13 protein-coding genes and 1 pseudogene are annotated in these 12,917 nt (G+C 33.6%); all 14 read left to right on the top strand.

What is annotated here, in order from left to right; genetic code table 11:
* Positions 1–17: 17 nt before the first annotated feature.
* The 14 genes and pseudogenes from GN277_RS05110 (at position 18) to GN277_RS05175 (ending at position 12,808) form a co-directional block, all read left to right on the top strand.
* Positions 18–1,175, top strand: coding sequence for a glycosyltransferase family 4 protein (locus GN277_RS05110; protein ID WP_159750118.1), 1,158 nt, complete (start codon positions 18–20; stop codon positions 1,173–1,175).
* A gap of 14 nt (positions 1,176–1,189) precedes the next feature.
* Positions 1,190–2,130, top strand: a pseudogene (locus GN277_RS29945) (glycosyltransferase); the annotation flags it as partial.
* Positions 2,131–2,324: 194 nt separating this feature from the next.
* On the top strand, positions 2,325–3,743 hold the full coding sequence (locus GN277_RS05125) for an O-antigen polysaccharide polymerase Wzy family protein (protein ID WP_159750121.1): 1,419 nt from the start codon (positions 2,325–2,327) through the stop codon (positions 3,741–3,743).
* Positions 3,718–4,791, top strand: a complete 1,074-nt coding sequence (locus GN277_RS05130) for a glycosyltransferase (protein ID WP_159750122.1) — start codon at positions 3,718–3,720, stop codon at positions 4,789–4,791. Before GN277_RS05125 ends, GN277_RS05130 begins: the two co-directional genes overlap by 26 nt.
* A gap of 107 nt (positions 4,792–4,898) precedes the next feature.
* Entirely contained in the window at positions 4,899–6,359 is a 1,461-nt protein-coding gene (locus GN277_RS05135) for a polysaccharide biosynthesis C-terminal domain-containing protein (protein ID WP_159750123.1), read from the top strand.
* Positions 6,360–6,467: 108 nt separating this feature from the next.
* Entirely contained in the window at positions 6,468–6,812 is a 345-nt protein-coding gene (locus GN277_RS05140) for a hypothetical protein (protein ID WP_204162704.1), read from the top strand.
* Entirely contained in the window at positions 6,770–7,582 is an 813-nt protein-coding gene (locus GN277_RS05145) for a WavE lipopolysaccharide synthesis family protein (RefSeq protein ID WP_244324959.1), read from the top strand. The genes GN277_RS05140 and GN277_RS05145 overlap by 43 nt, the downstream gene beginning before the upstream one ends.
* Positions 7,521–8,618 carry a hypothetical protein gene (locus GN277_RS05150; protein WP_244324610.1) on the top strand — a complete coding sequence of 366 codons (1,098 nt, stop codon included), beginning with the start codon at positions 7,521–7,523 and terminating at the stop codon, positions 8,616–8,618. The genes GN277_RS05145 and GN277_RS05150 overlap by 62 nt, the downstream gene beginning before the upstream one ends.
* Positions 8,619–8,644: 26 nt before the next feature.
* Positions 8,645–9,151, top strand: a complete 507-nt coding sequence (locus GN277_RS29950; protein ID WP_244324611.1) for an aminoglycoside phosphotransferase family protein — start codon at positions 8,645–8,647, stop codon at positions 9,149–9,151.
* A gap of 19 nt (positions 9,152–9,170) precedes the next feature.
* Positions 9,171–9,569, top strand: coding sequence for an HAD family hydrolase (locus GN277_RS05155; protein ID WP_159750125.1), 399 nt, complete (start codon positions 9,171–9,173; stop codon positions 9,567–9,569).
* Positions 9,570–9,584: 15 nt separating this feature from the next.
* Positions 9,585–10,316: a glycosyltransferase family 2 protein gene (locus GN277_RS05160; RefSeq protein WP_322101247.1), complete on the top strand. Its 732-nt coding sequence runs from the start codon at positions 9,585–9,587 to the stop codon at positions 10,314–10,316.
* A gap of 75 nt (positions 10,317–10,391) precedes the next feature.
* Positions 10,392–11,246: an ATP-grasp fold amidoligase family protein gene (locus GN277_RS05165; protein WP_204162812.1), complete on the top strand. Its 855-nt coding sequence runs from the start codon at positions 10,392–10,394 to the stop codon at positions 11,244–11,246.
* A complete protein-coding gene (locus tag GN277_RS05170; protein WP_159750127.1) occupies positions 11,236–11,712 on the top strand; it encodes an ATP-grasp fold amidoligase family protein in 477 nt (158 codons plus the stop codon). The genes GN277_RS05165 and GN277_RS05170 overlap by 11 nt, the downstream gene beginning before the upstream one ends.
* A gap of 13 nt (positions 11,713–11,725) precedes the next feature.
* Entirely contained in the window at positions 11,726–12,808 is a 1,083-nt protein-coding gene (locus GN277_RS05175) for an acyltransferase family protein (protein ID WP_159750128.1), read from the top strand.
* Positions 12,809–12,917: the final 109 nt, after the last annotated feature.

The raw sequence follows: 12,917 nt of genomic DNA on the forward strand, positions 1-12,917 counted from the left end.
GAGGAAGGATTATAGACATGAAGTTAGTATTTGTACATGATGGACCGATTTTTGAAGATAAGGATGGACAGTATTATGAGTATTCCTATCACGGGCTGTATGAGCGATACAAATATTTAGCAGATGAGATAACGTTTATTATGAGGGTTTATCCTGTAGAAAAAGATACGAAAGGAACAAAACTTCCTGCAGAAATTAAAGTGATAAATGTTCCTAATTTTAAATCTCCATCTAGCTATTTTTTAAAAAAAAGAATTGCTGAAAAAAATATCGAAAAGCAAATAAGAGAGACAGATTATGCAGTATTGCGGGAGTCTAGTTGTGCTAAAATAGCTCTTAAATATTGTAAAAAATATAATAAACCCTATATCTATGAATGTGTAGGATGTATATGGGACGGATTGTGGAATCATAGTCTTTTAGGGAAACTAATGGCGCCATCTTCTTTTATAATAGAAAAAAAGATAATAAAAAATGCACCATATGTTTATTATGTAACCGATCAATTTTTACAAAGACGGTATCCTACAAAGGGAAAAAGTATAGGGTGTTCAAACGTTGTAATAGACAAAGTAGACGAGTCTGTTCTAAAAAAAAGGCTGGATAAAATTTCCGGTTATCATGTAGACAATAAAATAAAAATTGGAACAGCTGCAGCTTTAGATGTACGATATAAGGGGCAGGAGTATGTAATAAAAGCGATCAAAAAGCTTGTTGAGCAAGGATATGATTTAGAATATTATCTTGCTGGAGGGAACCGTAAGCAGAGTACATTTCTAAAAGATTTAGCAGTTTCCCTGGGGGTGGAAAAAAGAGTTATATTTTGCGGAAGTTTAGATGCGGCAGAGATGCCGCATTTTTATGATTCACTTGATATTTATATACAGCCAAGCAAGCAAGAAGGACTTCCGCGCTCTGTTATTGAGGCAATGAGCAGAGGGTGTCCGGTGTTGGGGACAAAGATTGCGGGAATTCCGGAGTTAATAGAACAAAAGTGTCTGTTTAAAAAAGGGAGTGTTTCTGCTGTAACTAATTCTATAGTCTATATTCTCCATTCTGATTTGGAAAAAATATCAATATATAATTTTCAGAAGGCAAAAAAATATACAAAAGAAATATTGGCTGATAGAAGACGACATTTTTATGACCAGTTCTTGGAAGAATACCGATATTAAGAGGATGATATTATATGAAAAGATTAGTAATTATCGGAGGCTCTCTTTCTCGTGGAGGTGCAGAAAGAGTGATGATTTACTTGGCTGATTATATGGTAAAGCATGGTATTGCTACAAAGATTATTACGAGTAAACGAAATGATAATGAGTACGAATTACCAAGTGGGGTTCAGCGAATATGCTTGTCAGAAAATACATCTTCAAATAGTAAAATAGATATATTAAATCAAATTAAAAATCTACAGAAATATATTAAAAAAAATAATATAGATACAGTATTAATTATTGGAGTTCCCACTTGTTTATATGCTATACCAGGATGTATAAAAACAGGTGCAACTATTTTTGTGTCAGAACGTAATGATCCAACTCATTTCGCGGGAAAGAAAATTGTAAAATATATTTCGCGAAAATTGATGGAAAAAGCTGATGGTTATATATTTCAGACGGAAGATGCAAAAAAATTTTATGAGAAGCGTTTAAATGGGCGTGGAACTGTGATTTTTAACCCTTTACTTAATGAAAAACTACCTGATGTATATATTGGAAAAAGAGAAAAAAATATTGTTTCTGTCGGAAGGCTCGATTCACAAAAGAATCAGAAGATTTTGATTGAAGCATTTACAAGGATTGCAAAAGAATATTCAGACTATAATCTGATTTTTTATGGTGAAGGGCCATTACGGGATACGCTTAAAAGGCAAATTGAGAACTATTCTATGCAAAAACGTATTTTTTGGAAGGAAATGTATCTAATTTGTTTGATTATATAAATTCTTCTGCTATTTTTGTAATGACTTCAAATTTTGAAGGGATGCCAAATGCATTGCTTGAGGCGATGGCACTAGGATTGCCGTGCATTTCTACAGATTGCCCGTGCGGTGGACCGAGGAGTTTGATAGAAACTGGGAAAAATGGGTTATTGATTCCTGTTGGGGATATTGAGGCACTGGAGAAGGCTTTAAGAGTATTGTTAAAATCGCCAGATTTTGCGGATAGTCTAGGGAGAGAAGCGACACTGATAAGGGGGAAATTGGATATTGAAAATATAGGAAGACAATGGTTGGAGTATATGTCAAGTTTTTGAAGTGAGATTATGGAATTATAAGTAATTTTATAGAAAGATGAATATAAAGGAAAAATATTTTAATGAGAATTAATAAATTTATCGTATTTGTTGGACATATAATAGCAATATTATTATTGTTAGTTGCTAATATTACGGATTCACCCCAAATTTCAATAATTAGTCTGACCATTTTGTTAATAGCGCTTGTTGTTTTTTGTTTACAAGATTTTGATGGAAAATTAGGATTATCATTGTATTTTGTGAGTATGGTAATCTTTTTGTGCGCAAGACCAATAATTTTCTTTTGGACTAGAGATGAAAATTGGATGTGCGGTTTTTTTTCGGGAGAATTTATTCCTGCGATTAATGCAATTTTTTTATCTTTTGTCTGTTTAGCGCTTGGATATCATGCCGGAAGCCGGAAGATTAAAGTTCAAATAGGTGATTTTGGTCTTACGCGTCGTTTTGCTGACGAAAAATTCGCTATAAATAAATTAAGAACATATTCATTTTACCTTTGTGTGTTTAGCACAATAATTGCACTTTATTTTGAGATGCAAAGGCTGGCTTATGCACTTGCTAACGGTTATGTATCTCTTTATTATAGTTATGAAAACTCTAGCATAGCTATTCGTGCGCTGATTATGAGCAGATCTTGTCTTTTTATAGCTCTTGCGACAAATCCACCCATCAAATTAGCAAAGAAATTACTACTATTTTCAGCTGTTATTCCGTTTATTAAGCTTATAGAAGGTGGGCGCAGTGAATTTGTAATGATAATGATGTTTATTTTCTTTTACCTCTATACGGATAGAGAGAATAAATTGGAAAATAAAATAACATATAAAAAGATGAAATATATTTTTTTAGTTGCGTTTATCATATTCTGTGGTATGCCGTTTCTTTATGCATGGGGTTTTTTACGTACGGATAGGTCCTATGAAATGAGAAATTTGCTGGATGGAGCCATTTCATTTATGACAGAACAAAGCGGGACATTTAATTTGGTTGGATATGCTGTTAGATATGAGGGGAAATTACCTGGTATTAATTATACATTTGGGCCATTTATTGACCGTATTTTGGGAAATAATTACGCCAGTTTTACTGTTGAGGCGGCAATGAATACTAATCAATTTGGAACGGTGATGACATATCTTACGAAAACTTATAATTATTTGAATTTATATGATGGAATAGGCACATCTTATGTGGCGGAATTGTTATATGATTTTGGGTACATTGGTGTTATGGCAGGAAACTTGATAATAGGCTATATTCTGTATAAACTGACGAGATTCAAAGCAAATAGTATGTTTTTCCAGGCTATATACTTTATCTTTTTCTATTATTTTTTTAATTTGCCTAGAATGAACATATTGAATCCAATTCAGCAACTTGTATCAGCGACGAATATAAGTATATTTATCATTCTTTTTGGGATTTCTAAAAAGAGAGGTGGCACTCAGGGCTATGGAACAATTGGAGAAAAAACTTAAAGTGATACAATTCATACATGGATTTTCAATGGGAGGTGCAGAAACCCTTGTAAAAAATTATTGTATATTGTTTGATAAAGATAAGATAGAGACTATTGTAATCTGTCTGATGAATCACCATTCCCCTTATGATCAGGAATTAAAGGATAAAGGAATTAGAGTGATTTATATCTATGATTTATTGGATTCAGTTATGAAAGGACCAATGATAATAAAAAAAATATCTCATCGACTCTTAGGAAAACTTCTGCTCCGTTCAGTAATCCATAGATTGAAGCCTGATATTATCCATTCGCATTTGACGTTAAACAATTATATAGAGTTTGCAGCACCAAATAATACGAAGCTATTTCATACAGTTCATACAGATGTCAACTTAATTTGGAACAAAAGTTATGCCAGACAAAGGGATTTTCGTTCAGCAAAAAGACTTGTAACAAAGAGGGGAATGATACTAATAGCATTACATAACGAGATGTGTAATGAAGTGAATGAATTATTCCGTGTTAATAATACAATCGTATTAAATAACGGCACATTTATAGAACAGTATCAAGATGCAGGTGAAAAATATGCGCTAAGGAAAAAGTATAATATAGATAAAGAGGCCTATATCATCGGACATGTCGGTAGGTTTGCACATATCAAAAACCATGACTTTTTGATTGATGTGTTTAATTCGATATATGAGAAGCATAAGCGGTCATATTTATGGATGATCGGCGACGGAAGTTTAAGGGAAGATATACAAACTAAGGTAAAGTCTATGGGGGTGGAGGAACAAGTCATATTTTGGGGGGTGAGAACAGATATACCTCAATTGCTCAAAATGATGGATATTTTGATTATGCCATCATTTAAGGAGGGGCTGAGTGTATCTCTGGTAGAGTCCCAGATTGCTGGGATCCCATCTCTTGTGTCAGATACGATTGCCAAAGAGAGTTCTATTTCCAATCTGGTACATTTTATTAGCTTAAATAGAGATAAAAAGGATTGGGCAAAGAAGGCAATGGAAATTATCAATACTAAAAGGAAATTCAATATATGAATATATTGGAATGGGATATTAAACGTATTGTGAAAAGATTAGAAGATCTTTATTGTAGGGAATTTGAAAATGAGTAAAAAAGATCAGCCATTAATATAATTTCAGATATGTTTAGCAAAGTAGTCACATTAATTATTGGTATCATACTACCTAAACTGTATATAGATTCGTTTGGTTCAGAGGTAAATGGACTTTTATCTTCCATAAGCAATATACTAATATACATTAATTTGCTTGAAGCGGGGGTAGGAAGTGCTTCTACTCAGGCATTGTATAAGGCAATTAAAGAAAAAAAACAAGATGATATAAACGGTATACTTGCGGCAACTGATAAATTTTACAAGAGGACTGGCATATTTTTTTTTTTAATTGTATGCATTTTGGCAATCTTGTATCCGGTTTGTGTGGAGTCAGAAATCAGTTATTTGCTTGTAGTTGTATTGATCTTATTATCTGCCTTGCCTTCAGCGCTTCGATATTTTTTTCAGGGAAAGTATACTATTCTTCTAAATGCGGATAATCGTGCATACGTTTTGAATACATTAACATTGGTTATTAATCTGGCAACTAATCTATCAAAAGCGGTATTGATTATTTTGGGATTCAATGTGCTGGCTGTTCAGATTGTAAGTGCTTTTATCAGTGTATTGCAGATGTTTATCATACTTGTTTATATAAAACACCGATATAAAAAACTTGATTTGTCGGCGAAACCGGATGAACTTGCAATCAGCAAAAAAAAATACGCAATGGTTCATATGGTTACAGCAACCATTTTTTCACACATAGATGTACTTGTGTTGACGTTGTTTACAAATCTAAAAGTGGTGAGTGTGTACACTGTATATAATATGATCTATGTTCAATTATCGCAGGTTCTAAAAGGAATATCTAATAGTTTGAACGCATCATTTGGGCAGCTATATTATGAAGACAGAGAGAGATTTGGAAACATGTATAAGCTTTTTGCTGTGGTTTACAGGTATCTTACAGTAACAGTTATGGCAACTGCAGGGATTATGACATTGCCATTTTTAAAGCTTTATACTTCGACATTTCACGACATAAACTATGTGGATAAGATTCTCCCTTTACTATTTGTATCTGCCATGTATCTGGAAACCGTCAGATGGCCGGAGGTATTGGGAATTAATACGACGGGACATTTCAAAGAAACAGCGCTTGCCGCTGTTATGGAGATGATGATTAATTTAGTCTTATCGGTTGCACTGGCAGTTAAGTTCGATATATATGGGGTTCTAGTTGCGACAACCATTGCATTACTGTATCGGACGTTAGAAATGATACATTTTGTTAATAAATATGTCATTTTTAAAAAGTGGAAAAAAGATATGATTTATGTGCTGTTTTCATGGTTATTTTCCCTTTTAATGACCTATTTCAGTTATGTAATTATTGGGGAGCCTCAAGGTTATCTGGCTCTTATTTTATTAGCCGGAGAAGTTTTTGTTATAGTTAGTGTGGCACAGGTGTTTCTTTCTTTTTTGTTTTATCGTATTGAATTATTGTATATCGTTAAGAAAGTTGTGGAAATTACAAAGATTTGATTTATTGATGATAAGGGAGAATATAAACATATGAATATAAAGACAAATATGAAAGAATTTGCTAGAGAGATTATTCTCTTGCCTTTTCGGTTGACAGCGCGGTTGAATATGAAAGAAGAAGCTGTTATGAATACCTTAAAAAGGGGTATGGAGATAATGGAATCAAAAACGCAATATTTTTATTCAATAAAGAGGAGACCGAAGAAGGCTGATGATATCTATACCTTGGCGAGAGTGGATGAAATTTATCGTAAGAGCGCAATAATTATGCAGGGAGTTTTAGAGGACGAGTTCACATTGGAGACTTTGAAGGTGTATAACAAGCTCTATCCAGGAGTTCTTGTTGTTGTTTCTACTTGGGCGTCTGAGAATGAACATCTTATAAAAAAATTAGAGAAAAAAAAAACTGTATTGTTGTTCTTAGCGAATATCCTTCGCATAGCGGACTTTTAAATGTTAATTATCAGGTTACAACTACTGTTGCAGGTTTAAAAAGGGCAAAAGCCGAAGGACGTGAATTTATATTTAAGACAAGATGTGATTACCGTTTTTATAAACGTGAATTAATTCATTATTTGTATAATTTAGTCATCCAGTTTCCGCTTGAAGATTCTGAACATTGTCAGAAGTATAGAATTGTGGCCGGATCAGAAATCATGAATAGTATGTTTAAACCATTCTGGCTAGCCGATCAGTTCAATTACGGTCAGGTTGATGATATGATTCAATACTGGTCACATCCGATGGATTCCTTTAATTTGGATAAAAGGGCGCACAGAGAGATTATGAAACAGAAAGAATATTCTTGGAAAGAGCAGATTGAGAACAACATGGGAGCAGAATCGGAACTTGTATTAAGCTTCTTGGAAAGAACGTTGGGGAAAAGACCTGAAATATCAGTAGAAGAATATTGGAGAATAGTAAAAGAGAGGTTTATTGTAGTTTCCAGACAGGAATTGGGGGCATATTGGCATAAATATTTATTGAGATATGATGAATCGGTTGCAGAAGGTGAATTACATGACGGTGCGTCACCAGAGAATGGACTAACTTATAACTGGGACTTTTCCAGTTGGTTTTCATTATATTGTGGTAATCTTATTTATGATAATAGCTATGAACGTTTTGCAAAAAACAATGGTTGGAAGGATGTGAACACAAATGTTAGATGTTATAATTCCAAGTGCAAAATTGATTCCAGAGGAGCTTCAGAAAATCGGTAAGTTACCGGCAGTTATTTATCCTGTAAACCAGAGAATTGTATTTGACTATATTTATAATCAGTATAGAAATGTCGATTCTAGGTTTACTGTTATTGGTGGGGAAAACTGCGGTCTGCTCTACAAGGCGCTTTCCAGATATGATTCAAACAAAGTTGATATCATGAACCTTGATACTATATCGGATTTAGGTCATACGGTTTACGTGGCCTTGAAAGATGAACAGGAAACGGTGGTGATAAATTTTGGTGATACAATTGTATTGGAAGACGTATATGACAAGAACACAGATGCCATATTTTGCGCGTTGGATGACGTTTCATCTACATGGACTTTTTTTGAAGAAGAAGAAGGCATTCTGACCCAAATATATGATAAGATAAATATTGCTGAAAAGATTCAGAAGAAGCTCTTTGTGGGAGTATTTCGGATTTCTAATGTAAAGGATTTTAGGGAGAGCCTTGAATATGCATTTGATAATCCTATAACGGATATCAGCAGCTTTTATACAGCATTGCAGATATATAGCCGACGTCATCCTTTTTCATTTGTCTATACAGACCATTGGCTTGATATTGGCCATGCGGATAAATATTATAGTTCCAAACTTGAGGTAAACGCGAGGGAATTTAATCATATTAGCATTGACAAAAATCGCGGGATATTAAGAAAAACCAGTGACAATATAGAAAAGTTTATAGATGAAATTAAATGGTACCTTAAGTTGCCGTCGGATGTGGAGTATGTTCGTCCTAGAATATTTGAATATTCGACGGATTATTCTATGCCCTATATTTCTATGGAGTACTATGCGTACCATACAATACATGAATTGTATCTTTATGGTGATCTAAATCGAAATCAGTGGAGCGATATATTTAAAAGAATTCGTTTTGTATTACAGGACTTTTCAAGGTATAGTGTTCAGGGTGAGGGGATACTTGATTCATTATCTGATATATATATCAATAAAACAATAGAGAGAGTAAATGAACTGAAAAAAAGTTCAGAATTCATTTCATTTTTTGAAAAAGCATGACAATTAATAAAATCAAGTATAAAGGGATGGATTATATATTAGATATTTTGAAAGAAAAGATTCCAAAGCTTTTATTTGATAGCGACAAATTTTGTATCATACATGGGGATTTGTGTTTTTCTAACATAATGGTTGACAGTAATTATTCATTTGTGAAGATAATAGATCCACGAGGAAAATTTGGAAAATTTGATATATATGGCGATAGGCGATATGAGCTTGCAAAATTATTTCACAGTATTGATGGGAAATATGACTATATCATAAAAGATGCTTTTAAGGTGGAGTATTCAAGTGAAGATGCCGTCATATCATACGAAATTATAGAATCTCCAAGGGCGTTTGATTTATACGAATTATTTCTTGATTCTTTCAAGTCAGAAATTGGAGATAAATTGAGAAAAATTGAGTTAATAGAAGCATTACTTTTTTTGAGTATGATCCCCCTTCATAAAGAGAATTTGTCACATCAGATGGTAATGTTGGCTACCGGAGTTGAAATTTTGAATAGAGTTATCAATGTTACGGATTAAAATACGGAAAGGAGTAGATATGTTTAAGGAATACTCATTTATATTTGATATTGACGGCACTATATGTCCGATAAAAGAAAAGGATGAGAAATACGAGGATCTTATTCCTTATGGAAATATTGTGGAGAAGTTGAGATATTATAGAGATAATGGGGCTAAAATTGTACTTTTTACATCCAGAAATATGAATTCTTATCAAGGAAACCTTGGCTTAATCAATAAAAACACAGCAAAAATACTCCTTGAATGGCTTGATAAATGGGATATTCCATATGATGAAATTATATATGGAAAACCTTGGCCCGGACATAAAGGATTTTACGTCGATGATCGAACCATACGTCCGAATGAATTCTTGAATTGTTCAGTAGAAGAATTGAACCAAATTTGTACAAAATCCAGAGAAAAATCAGAATAGATAAAGTCAGGAGTAATGATGGAAAAAGATATAACAATTATTATAACTATGGCTGGTATGGGGACTAGATTCCATAAGGCAGGATATACTTGCCCTAAATATCAGATTGAAGCGAAAGGAAAAACATTATTTGAATGGAGTATGGATAGTCTTAAGGGGTACAATGAACATGTTGATAAATATGTTTTTGTAGTAAGGGACGATGATAATGCGGAAGAGTTTATTAGAAAAAAATGTCAAAAAAATGGAATAGATAATATTGAAATCATTGAGATTAATCACATAACGGCCGGACAGGCTGCTACTTGTATGATTGCAATTTCACATTGCAATTCTAATAATGCAATTTTGGTTTATAATATAGACACATATGTGGAGCCTTTCCATCTGAAATATGATGATATTTCAGGTGATGGACATATTCCTTGTTTTCATGCAGAAGGGGTACATTGGAGTTTTGTTAAGACGGATGACATGGGGGTCGTTACAGAGGTTAGGGAAAAGCAAAGGATATCAGATTATTGCACATTGGGAGCATATTATTTTTCATCAGCGGCATTGTACAAGGAAATGTATGAGGAATATTATAGTGATGATTCACATATAGAAAAGAACGAAAAGTACATTGCGCCACTTTACAATCATATGATTAAAAAGAAACTTACTGTCACCATGAGTGTTGTTGATTCATCTAAAGTTCACGTGTTAGGTACACCAGAAGAATTGAATGATTTTCTGAAAAGCTAAAAGAAAAGGATGACGCATATGTTTAGATTTTTTGATCCTGACTATTTATATGTTTTCTTTGCAGCGAGAGGATTGATGCCTTTTGATACAGACGAAAAATATTTATATCACAAGTTTAAGACAAGGATGGGATATTATCCAGATTTAGCCAATCCAAAAACTTTTAATGAGAAACTGCAATGGTTAAAGTTATACGACAGGAAACCGGAGTATACGAAGATGGTTGATAAATATGCCGTCAAAGAATATGTTGCCGATAAAATTGGAAAACAGTATATCATACCCACTTTGGGGGTATGGGATAGGTTCGAGGACATTGATTTTGATACCCTGCCTAATAAGTTCGTATTGAAATGTACACATGATTCGGGAGGGCTTGTTATTGTCAGAGATAAAACAAAGTTGGATAAAAGTAAAGCAAAAAAGAAATTAAGCAAAAGTCTTAGGACGAATTACTATCGGTTTGGACGTGAATGGCCGTACAAAGATGTGCAGCCGAGAATCATTGCCGAGAAATATATGGAAGACAAAAACACAGAGGAACTTCGCGATTACAAGTTTTTTGTGTTTAATGGAGTAGTTAAGGCTATGTTTATCGCAACTGATCGGTTTAAAAAAGGAGATGAAACTAAATTTGATTTTTTCGATATGGAATACAGACACCTTCCTTTGACGAACGGACATCCTAATTCCAATGTCATTCCGAAAAAACCTGAGACATTTATGGAGATGAAGCAGCTTGCATCAAAGATAGCAGAAAATCTTCCAAACGCAAGAGTTGATTTTTATGAGGTAAATGGAAGATCTTATTTTGGAGAAATTACCTTTTATCACTGGAGTGGAATGACGCCGTTTGAGCCACAAGAGTGGGACCGTAAGTTTGGGGATTGGATAACTCTCCCGAAGGGGGGGGGGTATTTTGAGAGATAATTATGTTTTATGGGTACATGAGAGATCGCTTAATAACAATTCCATAGTTCATGTTCCTAAGGAGCATAGTGGATATGATAAATCCTTAATGGATTATAAGTTTTTTTGTTTTAATGGGAAACCACAATTTTTATATATTTCTAAAGGACTGGAAAATCATTCAACTGCAGAAATGACATTTTTGGATCTTGATTGGAAAAAAACACCCTTTCAAAGAACCGATTTTAAGCAGTTTGAAGAAATACCACCAAGGCCCATGTTATTTGATGATATGAAGCAGATTGCAAAATGTCTTGCCGGAGCAATTCCGTTTATAAGAGTTGATATGTATGTCATTAGAGGACAGATCTATTTTTCTGAACTGACTTTCTCGCCATGTAGCGGATTTATGGAATTTAGAGAAAATGAACATGACAGTAAGCTTGGAGATTTATTATCGCTCCCTGAGCAGAAGCTCATTAATTAGAGAGGTATTAGATATGGGATATGTTGAAATTGACAGATCATCCAGAAATTATGGCATAGATATGATGAGAATACTATCAATGGTAATGATTTTGCTCCATCATATCTTAGGACATGGAGGCATTATAGAGTCAGTGAAGCCAGATACAGTTCAATGTGAAGTTTTATGGATACTAAGGATTTTATGTTATGGAGGTGTTGATTGCTTTGCTTTGATATCAGGTTATATTGGCTATGGGTCAAAGCATAAGTACAGGCATATTATTGGGTTAGCCGTACAGGTCATGTTTTATACGTTAAGCGTTACATTTATATTTTCCTTATTTGCAGCTGAGTTGGTGACGGCAAAAACGGTTTTCAAAGCAGTATTTCCTATATCTTATAACGTTTATTGGTATTTTTCGTCATATTTTCTTATGTTTTTTCTGATGCCGTATATGGATATAGTTGTTTCGATTATCGATGAGTTCCATGGAAAGATGTTGATTATACTATGTGTTATGCTGTATTCTGTTTTCCCCACAATGTTTTATTATGATATTGGTGGACTTAATAGAGGATATTCAACTATATGGCTTTGCCTGCTTTATGTGATAGGAGCTCTTTTTAGAAAAAATCATAATACATTTTTGGATCGCTATAATTATAAGTATTATGGATGGTGCTATCTTATTTTATGCTGTGTAACATGGCTAAGCAGAATTATTATTCGGAAAGTTTCTGTCGAATTGACCGGTATTATATTATTTGACGAATGGTTGATATCATATAATTCTCCAACAATTTTAATTGGTTCAATTTGTCTTTTACTATGTTTTTCAAAAATTGAGGTAAAGGAAAAATATCGTAAATTAATTTTAACTTTAAGCGGTGCTTCTTTTGGCGTATATTTGCTTCATGAGGAACCGTTGATCCGTGAGTATGTTATAGGCAGAATTTTTCTGACTCAGGTGGATAAATCTGGTATTTTTCTTTTTATTATTATCATTTTGAGCGTGGGGGGTATTTTCTGGGTATGGTTTCAGAAAATATTCGCAGATGGATATTCAAGATTCTTCGTATTCCATCCCTATGTATTAAGATGGAAGATTTGTTAAAACGAATATTTAGATCTTTGATAGAGCGAGTTTTCTAATGAATGACAAATTTAAATAAGCACACGGGTATCTTTAGTGATCTTAGCGGAGTTTTACAGGAAATCGGCTA

It is taken from the genome of Sporofaciens musculi (assembly GCF_009830285.1).
Lineage (GTDB): Bacteria > Bacillota > Clostridia > Lachnospirales > Lachnospiraceae > Sporofaciens > Sporofaciens musculi.

Coding starts and splice junctions, on each gene's coding strand:
- GN277_RS05165 (WP_204162812.1), top strand. CDS start 10,392: ATGCCTTTTGATACAGACGAAAAATATTTATATCACAAGTTTAAGACA.
- GN277_RS05140 (WP_204162704.1), top strand. CDS start 6,468: ATGAAAGAAGAAGCTGTTATGAATACCTTAAAAAGGGGTATGGAGATA.
- GN277_RS05160 (WP_322101247.1), top strand. CDS start 9,585: ATGATGGAAAAAGATATAACAATTATTATAACTATGGCTGGTATGGGG.
- GN277_RS05110 (WP_159750118.1), top strand. CDS start 18: ATGAAGTTAGTATTTGTACATGATGGACCGATTTTTGAAGATAAGGAT.
- GN277_RS05175 (WP_159750128.1), top strand. CDS start 11,726: ATGGGATATGTTGAAATTGACAGATCATCCAGAAATTATGGCATAGAT.
- GN277_RS29950 (WP_244324611.1), top strand. CDS start 8,645: ATGGATTATATATTAGATATTTTGAAAGAAAAGATTCCAAAGCTTTTA.
- GN277_RS05125 (WP_159750121.1), top strand. CDS start 2,325: ATGAGAATTAATAAATTTATCGTATTTGTTGGACATATAATAGCAATA.
- GN277_RS05155 (WP_159750125.1), top strand. CDS start 9,171: ATGTTTAAGGAATACTCATTTATATTTGATATTGACGGCACTATATGT.
- GN277_RS05135 (WP_159750123.1), top strand. CDS start 4,899: ATGTTTAGCAAAGTAGTCACATTAATTATTGGTATCATACTACCTAAA.
- GN277_RS05150 (WP_244324610.1), top strand. CDS start 7,521: ATGTTAGATGTTATAATTCCAAGTGCAAAATTGATTCCAGAGGAGCTT.
- GN277_RS05130 (WP_159750122.1), top strand. CDS start 3,718: ATGGAACAATTGGAGAAAAAACTTAAAGTGATACAATTCATACATGGA.